The organism is Williamsia sp. 1135 (assembly GCF_002095395.1).
Lineage (GTDB): Bacteria > Actinomycetota > Actinomycetes > Mycobacteriales > Mycobacteriaceae > Williamsia.
The window spans coordinates 95,085-114,409 of sequence record NZ_MJEI01000103.1; the positions used below are offsets into that span (position 1 = coordinate 95,085).

The 19,325-nt window shown below is 66.5% G+C and carries 15 protein-coding genes; 7 read left to right on the plus strand and 8 right to left on the minus strand.

Translation table 11 applies throughout. The annotated features are described in order from the left end of the window. Genes BFL43_RS21815 through BFL43_RS21825 form a run of 3 tightly spaced genes read left to right on the plus strand, consistent with a single transcriptional unit; the run spans position 1 to position 3,008 of the window. Positions 1–1,215: an acyl-CoA dehydrogenase family protein gene (locus tag BFL43_RS21815; protein ID WP_084894699.1), complete on the plus strand. Its 1,215-nt coding sequence runs from the start codon at positions 1–3 to the stop codon at positions 1,213–1,215. After that, a complete protein-coding gene (locus BFL43_RS21820; RefSeq protein ID WP_084894701.1) occupies positions 1,212–2,237 on the plus strand; it encodes a phosphotransferase family protein in 1,026 nt (341 codons plus the stop codon). The genes BFL43_RS21815 and BFL43_RS21820 overlap by 4 nt, the downstream gene beginning before the upstream one ends. Positions 2,238–2,240: 3 nt before the next feature. Then, positions 2,241–3,008, plus strand: coding sequence for an SDR family oxidoreductase (locus BFL43_RS21825; protein ID WP_084894702.1), 768 nt, complete (start codon positions 2,241–2,243; stop codon positions 3,006–3,008). Positions 3,009–3,055: 47 nt separating this feature from the next. Here the strand turns inward: BFL43_RS21825 and BFL43_RS21830 are convergent, their stop codons facing one another. Then, positions 3,056–4,537 carry an SDR family oxidoreductase gene (locus BFL43_RS21830; protein WP_084894704.1) on the minus strand — a complete coding sequence of 494 codons (1,482 nt, stop codon included), beginning with the start codon at positions 4,535–4,537 and terminating at the stop codon, positions 3,056–3,058. Positions 4,538–4,717: 180 nt separating this feature from the next. Further along, positions 4,718–5,404 (minus strand): histidine phosphatase family protein, encoded by a 687-nt coding sequence (locus BFL43_RS21835; RefSeq protein ID WP_084894706.1) that lies wholly within the window; start codon positions 5,402–5,404, stop codon positions 4,718–4,720. 126 nt (positions 5,405–5,530) lie between these two features. Here BFL43_RS21835 and BFL43_RS21840 point away from each other — a divergent pair, with 126 nt between their 5' ends. From BFL43_RS21840 to BFL43_RS21855, 4 genes are all read left to right on the plus strand, one after another. After that, a complete protein-coding gene (locus BFL43_RS21840; RefSeq protein WP_084894708.1) occupies positions 5,531–5,767 on the plus strand; it encodes a DUF3263 domain-containing protein in 237 nt (78 codons plus the stop codon). Between the two features lie 37 nt (positions 5,768–5,804). After that, positions 5,805–6,665 (plus strand): TIGR03621 family F420-dependent LLM class oxidoreductase, encoded by an 861-nt coding sequence (locus BFL43_RS21845; RefSeq protein ID WP_084894710.1) that lies wholly within the window; start codon positions 5,805–5,807, stop codon positions 6,663–6,665. 109 nt (positions 6,666–6,774) lie between these two features. Further along, the gene (locus tag BFL43_RS21850) at positions 6,775–9,465 is read left to right on the plus strand and encodes an HAD family hydrolase (protein ID WP_240498413.1); all 2,691 of its coding nucleotides are present in this window, start codon (positions 6,775–6,777) and stop codon (positions 9,463–9,465) included. Continuing rightward, positions 9,455–10,513: a class I SAM-dependent methyltransferase gene (locus BFL43_RS21855; protein ID WP_084894713.1), complete on the plus strand. Its 1,059-nt coding sequence runs from the start codon at positions 9,455–9,457 to the stop codon at positions 10,511–10,513. Before BFL43_RS21850 ends, BFL43_RS21855 begins: the two co-directional genes overlap by 11 nt. A 3-nt stretch (positions 10,514–10,516) precedes the next feature. On the opposite strand, the gene BFL43_RS21860 is transcribed toward BFL43_RS21855, so the two are convergent. Genes BFL43_RS21860 through BFL43_RS21885 form a run of 6 tightly spaced genes read right to left on the minus strand, consistent with a single transcriptional unit; the run spans position 10,517 to position 19,218 of the window. Further along, positions 10,517–12,373 carry a glycosyltransferase gene (locus BFL43_RS21860; protein WP_084894715.1) on the minus strand — a complete coding sequence of 619 codons (1,857 nt, stop codon included), beginning with the start codon at positions 12,371–12,373 and terminating at the stop codon, positions 10,517–10,519. A gap of 54 nt (positions 12,374–12,427) precedes the next feature. Next, positions 12,428–14,089: an allophanate hydrolase gene (atzF, locus tag BFL43_RS21865; protein WP_084894717.1), complete on the minus strand. Its 1,662-nt coding sequence runs from the start codon at positions 14,087–14,089 to the stop codon at positions 12,428–12,430. Further along, positions 14,086–16,089 (minus strand): 5-oxoprolinase/urea amidolyase family protein, encoded by a 2,004-nt coding sequence (locus BFL43_RS21870; protein ID WP_084894719.1) that lies wholly within the window; start codon positions 16,087–16,089, stop codon positions 14,086–14,088. The genes atzF and BFL43_RS21870 overlap by 4 nt, the downstream gene beginning before the upstream one ends. A gap of 5 nt (positions 16,090–16,094) precedes the next feature. Continuing rightward, positions 16,095–16,763, minus strand: coding sequence for an urea amidolyase associated protein UAAP2 (locus BFL43_RS21875; RefSeq protein ID WP_084894721.1), 669 nt, complete (start codon positions 16,761–16,763; stop codon positions 16,095–16,097). After that, positions 16,763–17,617, minus strand: a complete 855-nt coding sequence (locus tag BFL43_RS21880) for an urea amidolyase associated protein UAAP1 (RefSeq protein ID WP_084894723.1) — start codon at positions 17,615–17,617, stop codon at positions 16,763–16,765. Before BFL43_RS21880 ends, BFL43_RS21875 begins: the two co-directional genes overlap by 1 nt. Positions 17,618–17,649: 32 nt before the next feature. Continuing rightward, entirely contained in the window at positions 17,650–19,218 is a 1,569-nt protein-coding gene (locus tag BFL43_RS21885) for an amino acid permease (RefSeq protein ID WP_084894725.1), read from the minus strand. Between the last annotated feature and the right edge of the window lie 107 nt (positions 19,219–19,325).

The window sequence follows — 19,325 nt, forward strand, 5'->3', positions numbered from 1 at the left end:
ATGGCGATTGACCTTTCCTACGATCCAGTTGTCCAGGACGTGATCGACAAGACCAGCGACTTCGTTCGCAGTCACGTTCTGCCGATCGAAGAGAAGTTCGCGGGCGACATCGCCGCAGCGGGCGGTGAAGAGCTGCGCCTCGAGCTTCGTGATCGCGCCCGCGACCTGGGAATCCTGGCGCCGCACGCGCCCGTCGAATACGGCGGCCTCGGCCTCAACATGTCCGACCGGGCGCCGGTGTTCGAAGCGGCCGGATACTCCGTCTTCGGTCCCATCGCCCTGCACATCGGCGCTCCTGACGAGGGCAACGTGCACATGCTCGCCCACGTCGCCAGTGCGGACCAGAAAGAGAAGTACCTGGCGCCGCTGGCGCGCGGCGACGTGCGCTCCGCGTTCGCGATGACCGAACCAGCACCCGGTGCCGGCTCCGATCCTGCGGCGCTGCGTACCGCGGCCGTCAAGGTCGACGGTGGCTGGAAGATCAACGGTGACAAATGGTTCATCACCGGTGCCGACGGCGCGGGGTTCTTCATCATCATGGCCCGCACCACCGGCGAGCCCGGTGATCGTGGCGGAGCGACGATGTTCCTCGCCCCGGCCGACACCCCGGGCATCACCGTCGGGCGGCACATCAACACCATCGATCGCGCGATGATCGGCGGGCACTGTGAGGTCGCGTTCCGCGATGTCTTCGTTCCCGATGAGGATGTCCTCGGCGAGGTCGACGAGGGTTACCGCTACGCACAGGTGCGACTCGGACCCGCCCGGATGACCCACGTGATGCGATGGATGGGCAGTGCCAATCGAGCACGCGACATCGCGCTCGACTATGTCGCCAGGCGAGAGGCCTTCGGTGGCAGGCTCGGTGACCTCGGCATGATCCAGCAGATGGTGGCCGACAACGAGATCGATTTGGCCGCGGCGCGCTCGCTGCTGGTCAAGGCGTGCTGGGAACTCGACCAGGGTGCCCACGGTGGAGACGAGACCTCGATCGCGAAGACCTTTGCCGCAGAGGCGTTCTCGCGGGTGGTGGATCGGTCGATCCAGATGTGCGGCGGAATGGGTGTTTCCGACGACCTGCCGTTGGCGCGGCTGCAGCGCGAGCTGCGTCCCTTCCAGATCTACGATGGCCCTTCCGAGGTCCATCGCTGGGCCCTCGCCAAGCGCGCAGTCGGCAAGGCCAGGAAAGCCGCGGCTGCCGGTGGTAAGCCATGAGTGAACTGCCCGGTATGGACACCGCGAAACTGCGTCGGTTCCTCGTCGACAGTGGTGTCGCCGTCACCGGCGAACTCGTTGTGGAGCTGATCAGTGGCGGCCGTTCCAACCTGACTTTCGCTGCACACGATGACAACTCACGATGGGTGGTCCGGCGTCCGCCGACAGGTGGTCTGACTCCGTCGGCGCATGACATGAACCGAGAGTGGACGGTCACGAACGCGCTGCAGGGTACCGACGTGCCCGTCGCGGGCACCGTGGCCTTCGACAAGGAGGGCGAGATCCTCGGCGCCCCTTTCACTGTCGTGGAGTTCGTGGACGGACTCGTGGTGCGCAGCGCCGACGAACTGAAGGCGCTGAGCGACACCGACGTCGACCGCAATCTCGACGGGTTGGTGCAGGCGCTGGCGAATCTGCACGCGGTCGACTACCAGGCAGTGGGCCTCGGTGAGTTCGGCCGGCCGGACGGATTCGTGGCCCGGCAGGTCAAGCTCTGGGCTCGGCAGTGGGAGCACGTGAAGACCCAGGAGCTCGAGGATGTGGCCACATTGCATGCGGCACTGAGCGAATCCATCCCGGCGCGGTCGGAGAACTCGATCGTGCACGGCGACTTTCGCGTGGACAACACCATTCTCGCCGTCGACGATCCCGGCGTCGTGAAGGCTGTCGTCGACTGGGAGATGTCCACACTCGGCGATCCACTGACCGATGTCGCACTGATGTGTACGTATCGCTCGCCGATCTTCGACGAGATCCTGGGGATCCCGGCGGCGTGGACCAGCGATCGCTACCCGGCCGCGGGCGAGATCGCACAACGGTACGCCACCGCGTCGGGTCGCGAATTGACCGACTGGAACTTCTATCTCGCGTTGGCCAACTTCAAACTCGGGGTGATCGGCGAGGGCATCACGCACAGGGCGCGGAGTGGGTCATCGGCGGGCGCGGGTGCGGACCAGGCCGCCGCGGTGACCGGAGAATTCATGGCGGCCGGTCTGCGCGCCATCAAGGGAAAGAACGGCTGAGCAATGGGGGATACCGCAGTGGAGGACAGTGTGGTCGGCGAGCGCAAAGCTGCACTGGTGACGGGCGCGTCCCGGGGAATCGGGGCTGAGGTCGCGACCCGATTCGCCGAGGCGGGTTGGGATCTGACGATCAGTGCCCGCAGCCGGGAGCCCCTGGAGCAGCTCGCCCAGCTGCTCGGTGAGAAGTTCGGGGTGCGGGTCACGGTCGCCGTCGCGGACATGGCCGATGCGGAGCAGCTGGAAGCCCTGGCCGCGGCTCATAACGAAGCGTTCGGTCGACTGGACCTGTTGGTGCTCAACGCCGGCATGGGCCAGAAGGGGCCGATCGCGGAACTGCCCGTGCGCCGATTCGACAAGCTCTATCAAGTGAACGTGCGATCGGCGTACGTGCTCCTGCAGGCGTTGTTGCCGACCCTGCGCCGCACCGCTGAGCTGGCGGGTGCCGCGAAAGTCGTTGCCATCGCATCGATCACCGGAGTCCACCCCGAACCCGAGCTGGCCGCATACGGCGCGACCAAGGCCGCGCTGATCTCGCTGTGCGAGACGTTCAATCTCGAGGAGTCGGACAACGGCGTCTCGGCGACGACGATCTCACCGGGCTACGTGAACACCGACATGTCGGACTGGCTCAAGGACAAGATCTCCCCAGACGAGATGATCACCGTCGGCGACGTAGCGACGATGGTCGAAGCGGTGAGCCGACTCTCCAGGTACGCGGTGCTGCCTGGCGTGGTGCTCACCCGGCCGGGGACGAACTTGGGCCGCGCCTGATCAGTCGCTCGACGCGCTTATCGGCACGATGGACGGGCGGGGTCAGGTCAGCGAAGGGACTCGGCGGTCGCGACGATGTTCTTGGTCATGGCCGCGAACACGGTCTTGTGGGCAGGCAGATTGGCGAACCAGTACAACCGGCCCACGATGCCACGCGGGTAGAACACCGTCCGCTGGTCGAGTCGACTGCCGTTCTCGGTGGCACTGACCGAGAACTCGAGCCAAGCGGTGCCGGGCGTGAGCATCTCGGACCTCAGGCGCAGCAGCTGTCCGGACTCGACGGTCTCCACCCGCCACCAGTCGAGCGCGTCGCCGGGCTGCAGATGCCGAGGGTCTCGCCGACCCCGCGACGCCCCCGGACCGCCGAGCAGTCCGTCGGCCCACGACCGGAGCTTCCACGCAGACGAGTATCCGTACCAACCGTTCTTGCCACCGATGCTCTCGATGACCTTCCAGAGCGTGGCCGGATCCACTGAGGCTTCGGCGCTCGCAGAATCGGTGTAGGTCTCCTCGCCGGCCCACTGCGGATCGGATGGGATGGGTTCCGACGGCGCATATCCCGGTGATGCATTCGACCACGCGGTCTCCACCTCGCCCCGTTCGATGCGGGCGAGTGCCAACTCGACGGACGTGCGGTATCCGGTGAGTCCGTCTGGTGGCGGCTTGATGACGGAGTTGATGTCGTTTTCGGAAGCGATGGCGTCGTGTTCGAGGGATTCGACCAGCGGCCTGGCCAGCCCGCCCGGAATGGGGGTGACGCTACCCACCCAGAGGCTGGCGAGAGTAGGTGTGAGCAAAGGCAATACGAGGATGCGACGTCTGCTGAGGCCGGCTACCTCGGCGTAGATCTGCATCATGTCGCCGTACTCGAGGACGTCGGGTCCGCCGATGTCCCAGGTCCGGGATTCGGGGACCGGAGCCGTCGCGGCCTCGATCAGATAGTGCAGCACGTCGCGCACCGAGATGGGCTGGATCTTGTTGTGCACCCACTTGGGGGTGGTCATCACGGGAAGTCGTTCCGTGAGGTGCCGGATCATCTCGAATGATGCCGATCCGGAACCGATCACGACACCGGCCTGCAGGACGATCGTCTCGATGCCCGACGACATCAGGATCTCGCCGACCTCGGTCCGCGAACTCAAATGCTGTGACAGCTTCACATCGGAGGGGTGCAGGCCGCTGAGGTAGACGATCCGGGAGACGCCGGCCTTGCGTGCGGCGTTGACGACGTTGAGCGCCGACCGCCGTTCCTCGGCGCCGAAGTCTTTGTTGGTGCCCATCGAATGCACCAGGTGGTAGACCACGTCGACGACCGTGAAGGCGTCTTCGAGAGACCCCAGGTCTCCGAGGTCGCCTTTGATCACCTTCGCGTCGTCGGCCCACGGCGCGCCTGCGAGTTTGTCGGGGGTCCGGGCCAGGACCCGGACATCGTGGCCGCGTTCGATCAACCGCGGAGCAAGCCGGCCGCCGATGTATCCGGTGGCGCCGGTGACCAGTGCGCTGGGGGTCGGCGACGTGGGGGACTGCATGAGCGCTCCGATTGTTGAGGGCGTTGATTCGAGGCTACGTGCCTGACATCCCTGTACCCGAGAGCAGTGCTCTGCTAAACCGTGATTCGACGCCCGTTGCATGCGGAGGATCTCGAGGCCGCTTGGACCTCAACGCCGCTTGGACCTCAACGCCGCTTGGACCTCAACGCCGCTTGGACCTCATCGCATCGTCATCATCAGACGCCGGCCGTCTTCGTCGTCGACGTCGGCGTGCGCGTGATCGTTCACCGACATCACATTGATCCCGGACTTGCCGACGATGAGTTTGGTGATGGAGGCGTTGACCATGGTCCGCGAGACGCTGGGCCAGTTCTCCGGGCTGATGCCCCACAGGTGCGCGACGACCGCTCCGATGGTGCCGGCCGAGGAGGCCGCGATGGCCACCTGCCCGGGGCCGGCGTGCTCGGCGATCTCTGCCAACGCCTGCAGCATCGAATCCCGATAGTCGACGTACGAGCCGGGCCCGGTCGTCTGCTCGTCAGCGGCCCAAGTCAGCAACGAGGCGTCGAGTCTGCGCTGAAAACTCCGCTGCGCCTGGGCCGCCTCCTCCGATGTCCCGGTCGGCGGCACGTCCGTGTGCGCGAGCCTGGTCAGGTCGTACTCGTTCCAGCCGGCGTTGACCACCGGCGCCGGGGCGCTCGACCCTGGAAATTGCCCGACGATCTCCTCGATCGTCTCCAGTTGGCGCGCAAGGTTTCCCGACACGGTGAAGTCCACCTTCGGGATTCGCGCGGCCAATTTCTGCCCGACGTTCCTGGCCTGCTGTCTGCCGAGATCGGTGAGACTTCCGTAGCCGTTCTCGTCGGTTCCGGCCTGGCCGTGGCGAACCAGATAGATGACACCCATGCGCCCATCTTGCCGGTCGCGTCATCGAGGTTTGCCCCGGCCCCGCATGGTCGCCTCGATGTCGCCTGGTGTTCAGTCCGTCTGGGTACAACTGAGGACAACACAAACAGTCGGGAGGTGGTTCGCATGGACACACACGCAGGATCGAAGCTGGACGAGATGCTCGACTTCGAGTCGAAGTGGTACCGCCTGGGCGGCGGACCCTCCGACGAGATCCACGACAGGTTCGGGATGTCTGATCGCACCTTCTTCACGGAGCTGAACGACCTGATGTCCGACGGTGCCCGGTTCGACGAGATCGCACCCGATGATCTGGCCGTCATGCGCGCGGTCATCCGCAGACGGTTGTGGCTCGCGCGCTGACCGAAGAACCTCCGGACCCACGATTAGGCTGACCCTCATGGAGGCAAGGCGGGACTTCCGATTCGGGGTCAATCTGTTGGGTCGCGGCAGCGCGGGCGAGTTCTTGGACCAGGTCAGGCACGCAGAGCGCTGCGGAGTGGACGTCGTCCTGCTCCCCGATCATCTGGAACTGGGTGCGCCTTTCCCGATGCTGGCAGCGGCAGCAGCGGCGGCGCCGACCGTCCGGGTCGGCAACTTTGTCCTCAATGCCGGGTTCTACCGTCCGGTCTTGCTGGCGCGCGACATCGCGAGCGTCGATCAGCTCACCGGAGGGCGGTTCGAGATCGGGCTCGGCGCGGGGTATGTGGAGGCGGAGTTCGAGGCCGTGGGCCTGCCCTTCGAAAGCCCCGGGCGACGGGTCGACCACCTGCGGGACACCGTGCTGCAGCTCAAGGCGCTGCTGTCGGACCCCGGGTTCGTGCCGCCGACAATTCAGTCGCCGCCACCGATCATGATCGCGGGCACCGGGAACAAGGTGCTGACCTTGGCAGCACAGCACGCCGACATCGTCGCTCTCGCGGTCCTCGCCGACGACGAGGCGCTGGCCGAACGCGTCGACTTCCTCCGGACGCAGGCGGGCGCGCGGTTCGATGAGCTGGAGATCAACCTGATCATCGCCGACCTCGCGATCGATCGGGAACCGGACCTGCAGACCCTGCGCAGTCACCGGCCCGACGCTTCGGACCCTGAACTGCTGCGTCTGCCCAATGCCCTGCACGGCACCCACGATGAGGTGGTGGCGCGTATCCGGGAGCTCCGTGACACCTTCGGGGTCACCTACCTCACGCCGATCGAGCCGTCGGCCGCCGACCTCGATGCCTATGGCCGGGTGATCGGCGAACTGCGAAGCGGGACCTGAGCGCGGCGTTCGCCAGACCCGGGCAACGGGCATCACTACGATGGGTCCAGGCGCCTGCCCGAGACCAGATCGACAACCGACCGGATTGGAAAAAGCCCTGATCACCGACGTGACGGAACCCAACGCCCAGATCGTCCGCCGAGGCCGCACGACCCTCGAGGACGTTCACCAGATGTTGCGGGACGGATCCTGCTCGGTGCTCTCGCTGGACATCTTCGACACCATCTTGTGGCGGCGGGTCCCGCGGCCGACCGATCTGTTCGTGTTGCTCGGTAAGCGGCTCCGGCGCGAGGGCGCGTTACCCGACTGGGTCGAACCCCACGCGTTCCGGACGATGCGGATCACCGCCGAGACCGAGTCGCGGGAGCGTCGCGGCAAGCTCGGTCCGGAGGTGTCGATCTACGACATCTGGCGCGAGATGCCCGCGGAGATCCTGCTCCGCGACGACATCGAGTTCTATGTCGAGGCCGAGGTCGCCGAAGAGCGCCGGGTCCTCGTCCCGGACTTCGACATCGCCGAGTTGGTGAACACTGCGCACGCCCACTCGGTGCCGATCGTGGTGGTGTCCGACACGTATTTCCTGCAGGAACATCTCGACCGTTTTCTCGACCGGCCGCATCTCGAGCCGCTCAAATCAGCGCGGTTCTTCCGTTCCCATGAGCACGGCGTCGACAAGGCGCACGGATTGTGGAAGGTCGTGATCAAGGGTCTCGGAGTGCGGCCCGGCCAGATCGTCCACATCGGCGACAACAAGCGGCCGGATGTCACCGCGCCTAACAAGCTGGGCGTGCGCACCGTGCACTTCACGCGGATCACCGACGACTACGAAGCGATCTTGCGTCGCGAGGGTGCGCCGCTGGAGCCCTTCGGGGTGAGCGCGCCACACCTCGACGTTACCGAGGGTGACTTCGGGATCACCAGTTTGCGAGCGAAGCTGATCGAGAACGCGAACCTCGACGCCGTCGCGCCCGACGTGGCGTGCTCCTGGAGGTACGGCGCCGCTGTTCTCGGCCCGGTACTGACCGGGTTCGCCGATTGGGCGGCTCATCGCGCGGCGGAACGTGGCACGAAGGTGCTGTGGTGTCCGATGCGCGAAGGGGAGATGCTGGCAGACCTCATCAACAACGCTGCCCGCAGCGCAGGCCTGGATGTGGTTGCGAAACCGATCTGGCTCTCCCGGCACCTGACCTCTGTCGCCGCGTTGGGCGTTCTGGACCAGGACAGCATCCACACGTTCATGCGCCGCCGACACGGTATGACCATCGGCGGCTTGCTGGCGATCCTGCAGCTGCGCCCAGGAGACGTCCCGGCGCTGGCCGACCGGCTAGGGGTGGTTCTCGACAACGGCATCATCGCCGACGACGTCGCGACGGCGTTGGTGGAGACACCGCATCTGCGTAACCGGATCGCGACGACCGCGACCGCGACGCGCGAACGTCTGCTCGCGCACCTGCGTACCGCCGGCGCCCTGGACAGCGACGACCTGACCATCGTCGACCTCGGGTGGGGCGCGACCATTCAGAGTCAGCTTTCGACCGCACTCGGCCTCGCCGGGGTGCCGATCAAGCCCGCGGGTCTGTACCTGGCCACGGACAAGCGCAGCACGAAGGTGATGTTGCGGGGTCTGCGCGTCGAGGGTTACCTCGGCTCGGCAGGCGAACCCGTCGCAGTCGTCGGGGCCGTCACCCGGAGCCCGGAGATCTTGGAGCAGGGCGTGAGCAGCCTGTGTGGATCGCTGCTCGACTTCACCCCCGAAGGAGATCCGATCCTGGGGCCGATCGCGGGTTCCGCCGAACAGAACCACGCACGGCGAGCGCTGCACCAGGGTGTGCACGCATTCCAGGACGAGTGGCTCCGCTATGCGGGCGACTCCGACCTGTGGCCGGCGTTCAACGGTGGCGAGGTGCCGCTGCTGGGCAACATCGTCGCCTCGTCCATCACGGCTCCGACCCCTGACGAGGCCGCCGTGTTCGGCGCCTGGGAGCACGAGGACAACTTCGGCTCCGACCTCGTCAGTCATGTGATCCCGGTCGAATTGCTACCCGCGGTTCGCTACATGTCGCCCGGCGACCTCGACGACCTCGGGATGCGCGACGCCTTCTGGCCCCAGGTGCTGGCCGCAGCCGACCCGCGGCTCGCTTCGGCCGCCGACGCTGTGCGCACGGGTGCCGTACCGGCATCGGTGTTCGAACCCGATGAGCCGCAGAGCGAAACGGTCCTGCGCTTCCGGACCGGCGACGGGAAATGGCACGATGGTCCCAAGGTGCCCCTGCGGATCAACCGGAACGGGTTGTCGTTCGCGCGCTTGAACTTCGAGGCATTCGACGCGACGGACATCTCGCTCGCCATCCCCGGTCGGCCCGCGCTGGTACGACTCGACTGGATCGAGGCCACGGTGACCGCCGGCGGACACCGGCATCCGACTCCGCTGCGCTGGGAGCACCCCCAGGACTTCGCGGGACTCGTTTACGCCGAATCAGCCTGGCTCGGTGGTAATCTCGTCGAATTCCATGCGCCCCATTCGGCGTTGTGGCTGTCGCTCGTCGATCGTGCCGGCGCTCCGGTGAGCTCGGCTCAGATCACCATCGCGTTCGCGGTGCTGCCCCAGTCGCTGTCGGGACTCTCACATCGGGCGCCCGCGGCACCTAGACTCACGAGACTGACTGCGCGGGCCAAGGCCGAGTATCGGTCGGGTGGCCCACTGGCCCTGGCGGCCGGTGTGGCGCGCATCGTCGGACGGGCCGGTGCACCGGTCACTCCTCCGGACGACGATGAGAAGAAAGACAAAGATGAAGACTGAGTTCGGGGACCGGAACGACCCGCATGTGCAAGCGCGGGCGGCACGGCAGGCGCCGTTGCTCCTGCATTCTCTGACGTTGTTCTCCGAGGTGATCGGACGGATCTTCACCGCGGCCGGGCCGCGGACCGTTGTCGAGGTCGGGGTCGAGTCGGGTGGTGCGAGTTCGATCTACCTCGATCACGGAGCCGATGCGGTTTACTGCGTCGAGCCGGTTCCGACCGAAGAGATGCGTAGGACATTGGGTGACAACCCCGATTTGCATCTGATCGAGGGGTTCTCACCGGCTGTTCTGGCCGAGATCCCGCTCGGCGACGTCTATGTCGTGGACGGCGACCACAATTACGCCACCGTGCGCGGCGAGCTCGATTGGATCTTGGCCAACGCCCCCGATGCTGTGGTGATCCTGCACGACCTGCTGTGGCCGTGGGGGCGGCGGGACCTGTACTACAACGCCGCAGGACTCGACCCAGCAGATGTACATGACCACGGTGCCGAGGGCCCGACCGTCTGGCACGATGACGTCACCGCTGCCGGATTCGTCGGCCTCGGACAGTTCACCGCCGCCGTGGACGCCGGTGGGGAACGCAACGGGGTGCTGACCGCCATCGAGGACGCGCTCGCCGCGGACCCGGTGGGCAGGCACGAATTGGCGCTGGTGCCAGCCGTTTTCGGCCTCGGCGTGATCTATCCGACCGGCGATGCCGAGAAGGCCGCCAAGCTACGCTCGGCGCTCGAGCCGTACAACGGATCGCCATTGCTGGCGGCCATGGAGAACAATCGGATCGCGCTGTACACGCGGGTGCTCGCCATGCAGTACGAGATGGCCGCGGGCGCCATCGATCGCGATGATCTGGCGTATCGGGTCGGGCAGTTGAGCGCCGAGCTGCAGCAGCAACGTGACGAGACCGACCGGCTCACCCGAGCCCACCAGCACGAACTCGAAGCCCTACGGGCGAATCCGCCGATCTCGATCCGGAACGTGGGTGGCCGGGCCGTGCGCAAGGCCGCTCGTGAGGTGCGGGGTCTGCGCAGCAAGGTCCGTCGGTAGGTCTCACTCCGTAGTGAACAGACGCTGCCAGTTTGCCGGGCTGGTCAGCGTAGGCAGCGCCGCCTGAAAGGCCTTTCGCACGTTTGCGGCGTCCGCCCGGAAGGCCCATCGCACCTTGAGGTTTCGTGCCCCGAGGGTGCGGGCAAGGCCGGTGTCTCGGGTGCGCAGCCGGACGCCGTTGCCGGATGCGTCCGCCACCACGGCCTGATCGAACAGGGACACGTGCCACCAGTGGGCATCCGTCGGGGGAATGGCCACACACCCTCGCACCACCCGTCCGGCAAGTTGGGTTGCTGCGCGTTTGGCGAGCACCACGTCGAAGCGATCCTTGGCAGGTTCGAAGCCGGCGGGATGGACGGGCAACTCACGGTAGTTCACCCCGGGGACGTCGGACTCGCGATGCATCACCGTCTCACCGAACGCGGCGCGTTCGCGGCGGATGTCCACCAGCGCCGTCCGGCCACCGTCGGCAAGGATGTCAGGTCCGGTGAGGAAATCCTCGATACCCCGAATCATCGTGTACGCCAACCCGTATTGCATCGCCACGATGTGCTGCGAGATCTCACGGAACATGCGTGTACTCAACGACTTGACATCGAGATCGCTGTGCAGCGCCGCGGTGATCAGCGAGTTCCGGATGCTGAAGTACATCGTCCAGTCGTCGTTGTCTTTACGGGAGAAGTCCATGTGCCACACCGCAGCTCCCGGCAAGGTGACGGTCTGGACGCCGGCGGTCCCGGCGGCCCGGATGCCGTATTCGATGTCGTCCCACTGGAAGAACATCGGCAGGGGCAGCCCGAGTGCCGTGATGACCTCCGCCGGCAGCAGGCACGTCCACCACCCGTTGTAGCCCGCGTCGGCAGGCCGGTCCTGGCGCCGGGTCAGCATGTCCGCGTCGTGCAGCGCGTTTTTCGCCCACCGGCCGGCCCTGAGCGTATGCAGGTCCGCGTACTCCGCGCCGACGTGCAGCCGCGTCGGATTCATCAGGTAGAGCATCTGGGCGCCCACGATTGTCGGATCGGGGGTGACACTTGCGAAAGCGGCCAGGCGCAACGGGGTCTCGGGTTCGCAGCGGATGTCGTCGTCCATCAGGATGAGATCGAGATCCTCCTCGTGCGCGACGGCCTCGGATATCCCGCGGGTGAAACCGCCCGCACCACCGAGATTGGGCTGGCGGATGTATGTGAGGCGCTCGCCGAGAGCGGCGGAAGTCTGATCGAAGCCGGGCTCGTCGCAGACCGCGTCGGTGCCCTGATCGACGACGTACACCGCGGTCAGCCGCTCGCGCGTCAGCTGATCCGACGCCAGCGCCGTCAGGGTTGCCACACAGTCGGCGGGCCGGTTGAAGGTACAGATCGCCACCGCCGCGGCCCGGATCCGATGCGGGGCGGTCGTCGACCACACCGCGTCACTGATGGTGAGGTCACCGTCGTCGGCGATGAAACCCACCCATAGCGAACCACCGTCGGAGTACCTGTCGAGGGGCACCGTGGAGGTCACCGCGCCGGCGCCCTCCAACTCCAGTCGCGCCACAACGTGGACCTGTCCGTCGCTGTCGCAGCCGCGCACCACCGCATGGGCCCGGCCTGTGGTCTCGAAGTCGAAGGTCAGATCGACGCTCGTCACCGTCGTCCACCGCTCGAAGTAGGGAGCGGGCACCCGCCCGAAGTAGGTGTCCGTGTCGATGGTGGCCCCGTGGCGGGCATGCACCGAGGTCCGGGTGCGATCGCCGCCCCCGGCGATGGTGGCGTAGAGGTCGGCGTCGGTGTCCGGCGTCGGTCCGGCGAAGAGCACACGCTGCAACACCAGGGGTGTGTCAGCCGATGCGAGCTGCGCAGCGGTCTCGGCGCGTTCGTTCATACCGCCATCCTGCTACAGGTGGACGAGCGCCGACGCCGGGTGGGTGCGGAGGCGTCAGCGCTCGAGCCAGTGCGTCACGCTCAGTGGCCGGGCGGCGGCAACGGCTTCGTGATCGCACGCGAACCCGACCGTCCATCGACCGCCCTCGAGTTCGACGGCACCGAGGGTCATCGGGGTCGGCAGCGCGGTGAGGAAATCCCCGAGCGCGGCGGGTGACAGTGTCCACAGCTCACCCCGGATCGAGGTGCCGGCAGCGGTGTCGCGGACCAGCCCCGGTTTCGCGGGTTCGGTGTCGAGTGCGACCAGCCGATAGGCCGCAGCGGTGGCGGCGTCCCCGTCCCACCGAGCGCCGCGATCGGTCAGCTGGTGCATCAGCGGTTGTCCCCGCAAGTGCGCGCCGACGACGAACACCTCGGTGGTCGCGGCCCCGGCGAGTTCGGGCCAGGAGGGTCCTTCGGCAGCCGCCACGGTGCCGATCCGGCCGGCTATGTCGAGCGCGATGGCGTCGTCGTGATCGCGGCAGACCACGGTCACCCCGAATTGGGCCTGACTGCCGTCGGTGTCGTCGACGATCCCGGCCGGAACAGCCACCGCGCACAGGTCGAAGAGGTTGCAGAAGTTGGTGTACGTCCCCATCGCCGCGTTGACGCCGATCGGGTCGGCGGCGACCTGATCGAGGGTCGGGTGCATCGGTGCAGTGGGGACGAGCAGGGCGTCGGCGTCACCGAGTGCAGCCAAGGCCCGGATTCGGAGTTGCTCCACCCGCCGACGGTCGGCGAGCAGTTCGACCGCGCTGAAGCGATCGGCCGCACCGATGATTGCTGCGACCGTCGGGTCGAGTTCGGTGGATTCGGTTGCACCCGAGATGAACTCGCCGACCGCCTCGTACCGTTCGGCGACGAGTGCGCCCTCGTAGAGCAGCTTGGCCGCGGCCAGGAAGTCCGAGATGTCGATCCGTTTGATCCGGACGCCTGCGGATTCAGCCTGCTCGATGGCGGCCTCGAACGCGTCCTGCCACCGCTCGTCCAGGGCCGGCAGTTGGGCGGGGACGGCGACCACCGGACTGTCCGGAGCGGCGAACTTCACCGCGGTACCCCAGTTCTCGGCGCCGGCCATCGATCCCATCGCGCGGTTGGCGAGGTCGAGATCGCGAGCGAGGACGATGACGCAGTCGTAGCTCGCGCATGCCGGGACCACGCCGGCCGTACTGACCACACCCAGTGTGGGTTTGATGCCGACGATGCCCTGCAGACCCGCGGGTACCCGCCCGGACCCGGCGGTGTCGGTGCCGATGGCGATGTCGGCGAATCCCAGTGCGACAGCAACCGCAGAACCCGAACTCGACCCGCCGGAGATGCGCTCGGGCCGTCGCGAATCACGTACCGCGCCGTAGGGGCTGCGGGTGCCGACGAGGCCGGTCGCGAACTGATCGAGGTTGGTCTTGCCGATGACCACCGCTCCTGCCGAACGCAGTGCGGCAACTGCTGCTGCGTCTCGCTCCGGCACGTATTCGAAGCCGGGGCACGCAGCCGTCGTGGGCAGCCCCGCGACGTCGACGTTGTCCTTGACCGCCAGGACGACACCGGCCAGCGCGCCGCCTGCGGCCACCGAGGCCGCGTAGTCCCGCTCGACGTCTGTCCGCCCGCGCAGGGTGATGAACACCTCGGGTCGATCGGCCGCGTCGATGAGGTCGTAGATGTCAGCGATCCGGCTCATGCCACTTTTCCTGTCTTGGTGGCGAACTCGCCACCATCGGACCAACGTTGCCGTTCGATTGCCCTGGCGGCCTCCATCGCGGAGCGATCTGCGGTGATGCCGCCCGCATTGTCGTCGAGGAACCGCTGGTGTTCGGCGAGCGAGAACGTGCCGTCGCTGATCTCCACTGTGCCACGCCCGGCGGCCATGTCGGCCCGTAGGTCGAGGAGTTCATCGGCGCTGACCGGGTACCAGCTGATCTTGTCGAAGAAGCGGAGCAGCCAGGGATGCTCGGGTTCGAACCCGGCGGCCCGCAGCGGATGCCGGTGGTTCCAGACCTGGGTGGTGCGTCCGACGAACTGGTAACCGCCCGGACCCTCCATCCCATAGATGCACATGTACGCGCCTCCGATGCCGACCGCGTTCTCCGGTGTCCAGGTACGGGCGGGGTTGTATTTCGTGGTGATCAGGCGGTGGCGTGGGTCGAGCGGGACGGCGACGGGCGCACCGAGATACACGTCGCCGAGTCCGAGCACCAGGTATTCGGCGTCGTAGACGATCCGGTGCACGTCGTCGACCGAGTCGAGGCCGTTCATCCGGCGGATGAACTCGATGTTCCAGGGACACCAGGGGGCATCCGAGCGGACGCCGAGCATGTATCGCTCGATCGCCTCGCGGGTGGCCGGATCGTCCCAGGACAGCGGTAGATGCACCGTTCGGCTCGGTACGACCAGTTCCGAGGCCGACGGCAGCTGGGCTTCGCATTCGGTCAGCCACTCGAGCAGCGTCGACTGCCGCATCACTGTGGGGTCGACCTTGATCTGCAGTGACCGGATGCCGGGGGTGAGGGTGATCAGGCCGGGCGGGCGTTCGGCGTCTATGCGTTCGGCGAGCGCGTGAACCCGGGCGCGAAGCGCGAGATCCAAGCTCATGTCGCCGTACTCGACGAGGATGTTGTCGTCGCCGCTGCGACGGTAGGTCACCTTGGTGGTGCCGTCGGCCGTCGTCGATCCACCGAGTACCCCGTCGTCGAGGTCGGTGCCGGCGGAGATGACGGTGCTGAACCCGGCACGCCGGTGCACGCCGAAGCTTGCGACGCTGGCAACCTCGGCCGCGCGGACCGGGACGAACTGCACCGTGTCGCCGGGCTTGAGCTGCCCGAGTTTCCAACGCTCCGCAGTGGTGACGGTCACCGGGCACACGAACCCTCCGAGACTCGGACCGTCGGGCCCGAGCAGTATGGGAGTGTCGCCGGTGAAGTCCAGTGCACCAACCGAATACGCGGTGTCGTGGATGTTCGACGGGTGCAGGCCCGCCTCGCCGCCGTCGTTGCGTGCCCATCGCGGTTGCGGCCCCACGAGTCGAACTCCGGTGCGGTCGGAGTTGAAATGCACCTCGTAGGGGGTGTTGTAGAGATCGTCGATGTCCTCGGGCGTGAAGAACTCGGGGGCACTGTGCGGGCCGACGGTCACGGCGAGATGCCAATTGTTGGTCAGCGCGGGCTTCTCGTCGCCGAGGATGCGGCGGGCGACCCCGGCGGGGGCAGTCGGGGTCGTCGCAAGGGTGTCACCGTCGGTCAGGGCGCGGCCGTCTTTGCCTCCGAACTTGCCGAGGGTGAACGTCGATCGGCTCTCGAGATACAACTCGGCGTCGATGCCCCCTGCGACAGCGACGTAGACGCGCATCCCGACGACGCCGACCGCACCGATGTCGAGGATCTCGCCGGCTTCGAGGGTGATCGGAACCCATTGCGGCACAGACCTACCAGAGACTGTCAGTGAGACGGGCGCGCCGGTGACCGCGACAACGGTGTCGGCGTCGAACTGCAGTTGCGGACCCACCAGGGTGCACTCCAGACCGGGCGCACCTTCGGCGTTGCCGACCGCGATGTTCGCCAACCGGAACGACAGGTCATCCATCGGCCCTGACGGTGGGACACCGACGTGCCAGTAACGGATACGGCCGGGCCAATCCTGGATGGTGGTCTGCGGGCCTGCCCGCAGGATCGAGATGGTGGACATTGTGATCAGACCTCGCTGACGCCGGGCCGGGTCACGATGACACGTACCGGGGTGGGGTCGAAACCGTTGCAGGGGTTGTTGATCTGCGGGCAGTTGGAGATGAGGACCAGTGTGTCCACCTCAGCTCGCAGCGCCAGGCGTTTGCCGGGCGCGGACAGTCCGTCGACGATGCCGAGGGAACCGTCAGGGTCGACGGGCACGTTCATGAAGAAGTTGACGTTCCCGACCATGTCGGCCTTGCCCAGGCCGTGCGGGGCGCCGCCGATGAGGAAGTTCTCCACACACGCGTGCTGGTGTTTGGTGTGGTGGCCGTATCGCAGCGTGTTCGACTCCTGTGAGCACGCACCGCCGAGGGTGTCGTGGTTGCCGACTTCGTCGGCCACGATCGTCATCAGCGGGGCCGAATCCTGATCTCGGATCACCGATCCGGTGGTCAGGAAGATGTTTCCCTGGGCGGCGATGGTCGCCTGTGCGGAATAACGGATGGAGTGATCGCGGCCGCCGAAGAACAGGGTGTCGACGGCCTGGTTGCCGTACAGATCGACGATCGTGAGGACGTCCCCGGCTTCGACCACACCAGACCATGGCGCGCGGGCGCCGATCTCGTGGTCTCCGATCACCTCACCGGCAACCAGGGCCAGTTCTGCGGCCGAGGCCGTTGTCGCCGTGCTCATCACGCGTTCCTCTCGAAGTGTGCTGCGGCCCAGACATCCTCGGAGTTGAGAGCCGCACGCTGGTATTCCGGGTCGGTGTCGGGTAGATCGTCGAGCAGGGTCTCGAGATCGCCGGGTGCCCGCCACGCGAGGACCTCCACCGGACCCACATCGAACCCGGGGGAGGGGTCGAGGGGGTGTGCGGTGTTCACGATCGCGACCGTGCACGGCAGATGGAGAAGCAGGTCCACGTGCTTGTCCAACCCCGCCGATCCCTTCGAGGTCAGGGATCCGTCGGACTCGACCACGATGCCGTGGAAGAACGACAGGGACGGAGCGACATCGGTGGCGCGCAGGCCGTGTTTCGCGGCGGCGAGCAGGAACAGCTCCCGGCCGGCAGGTGTCTGCGAGTAGACCTCACCGGCACCATATTTCGCGGTGTTGCCTGCCAGCGTGCTGGTTCCGCAGAGCGCGTCGTGATGGCCGGAGTCATCGGCGACGATGGTGGCCAGGACCCGACCCTGATCGCTGAGCAGGGGATGGCCGGCGCCGAGGTACGCCTGCCAGGGGACCTTCACGGTGTCCGCGACGTTGAGCCGTTCCCACGGGGCGTCAGCGCGCCAGAGCAGCACGTTGGCGCACCCGTTCCCGGCGATATCGCGAAGCCGGAGCCTGGTGCCACGGGCGAGCACTTTGCTGGTGTAACGCCCACCGGGCACCGTCTCGGCCCACGTCATGTCCTGCGCGACAACATCGTCGGGCAGATCCGGCCAGGCCGACGCCGGTACGACGGGCATCGTGTCGGTGATGGCGGCGGCTTGGGCTCGAGCGTGCTCACGGGCTCCTGCGGTGGTTCCGGTGGACGTCATCGTCATGGCCGGGTTGTCCTTTCGAAATCGGGGAGTGACTATTTGTCGGCTGCTGCCGGCGTGAACACCTTCACGGGCATCGGGTGCTTCTTGCCGTGGGGGAAGCAGGCGATGCCGATGAGGATCGACGCCACGATGCAGATCGGGCCTGCCCACTTGAGGATGGGCATCTCGCCGGCGGGGTCGAAGATCTCCGCGCGTGGCCAGGCCAGGTTGACCACCATCAGCAGTCCGTATACAACCGCCAGGATGTTGAGCGGAATCCCGAAGCGGCCCAACGTGAACAGCTTCTTTCCTTCGGCGTCGACAGCGCTGGTGGTGTTGCCAGGCCAGCCCTTGAGCCGGCGCCAGAGCATCGGGCCGGTGACCGAGAGATACGCGAGGTAGATCAGGATGATGCAGACGCTGGCGAGGGTCGCGAAGATCGCCGAGTTGCCGATGTTGACGACGAGGACGCCGATGCACAGGACACCGATCAGCACCGACGGTGCGATGGGGGTTCCGGTCCGCGCGTTCACGTGGCTCAGGAGTTTCGACGCGGGCAGCCGGTTGTCGCGGGCCATCGAGAACATCAATCGTGAGCACGCGGTCTGTATTGCCAAGGTGCAGATGAAGATCGCCACTACGACGTCACAGAGCAGGACCTTGCCCCAGAAGGATCCGAGCACGGAGTCGAGGACGTACGGAAGTCCGCCGACGGCCAGTTCTTCACCGAGACTCGGTGCGGCCATGAGTGCGCCGAGCAGCATCAAACCGCCGCCGATTGCCGATGCGGTCAGGGCCAGGCGGATGGTGCGCGGTGCGACGCGGCGAGGGTTCTTTGTCTCCTCGGCGAGTTCGCCGGCGGAGCCGAAGCCGACCATCACGTATGCGGCCATCAGACCGGAGACGATGAAAGCCCAGATGTAGCCGGGTTGTTGGCCGGGAAGTCCGGTGTCGAAGACGACGTCGGGACCGCGCTCGGCGTGGGTGAACAGCGCCAGGATGACCGCGGTCACGCCGACGATCTCGCAGGTGACGCCGATGTTGTTGATCCGGCTCATCCAGTTGACGCCGATGCAGTTGATGAAGGTCGTGATGACCAGCAGGATTGACCCGAGGAGGACCGCGTTGGCGGCGCCGCTGGTGCTGGTCAGTGCAGCGTCGTCGCCGATGATCTGGAATCCGTCCCAGATCGAGGGCATGACCACCTGGAGTGCGATGGCCGCCGCGGATGCGGTGACGATCTGGGCGAGCATCATGAACCAGCCACCGAACCAGCCGATGACCTCACCGCCCATGCGCCGCGACCACTGGTAGATCGCACCGGAGATCGGATAGCGTGCTGCGATCTCGGCGAAGCAGAGGGCGACCAGGAACTGGCCGACATAGACGATCGGCCAGGTCCAGAAGAACGCCGGACCGCCGAACGAAAAGCCGAGACCGAACAGCTGGAAGATCGTGGTCAGGATGGAGACGAACGAGAAACCCGCCGCAAACGACGCGAAGGTTCCCAGCGAGCGATGGAGCTGCTGGGTGTAGCCGAACTCGGAGAGGTCGTCGGCGTCCGGCGTTGGTCCGGCACCGCCGCTCACTGGTGCGGTGGGGGGTTGCGCGGTTGCGGTCATGGGAGATCTTCCTGCTAAGGGGCCCATGAGCCCTGGTATCTGTCAGGTGATAGATAACCGCGTAGCTATTTCTGTCGAGTGACAGGTTTGTTTCCGGCTCGCAAACG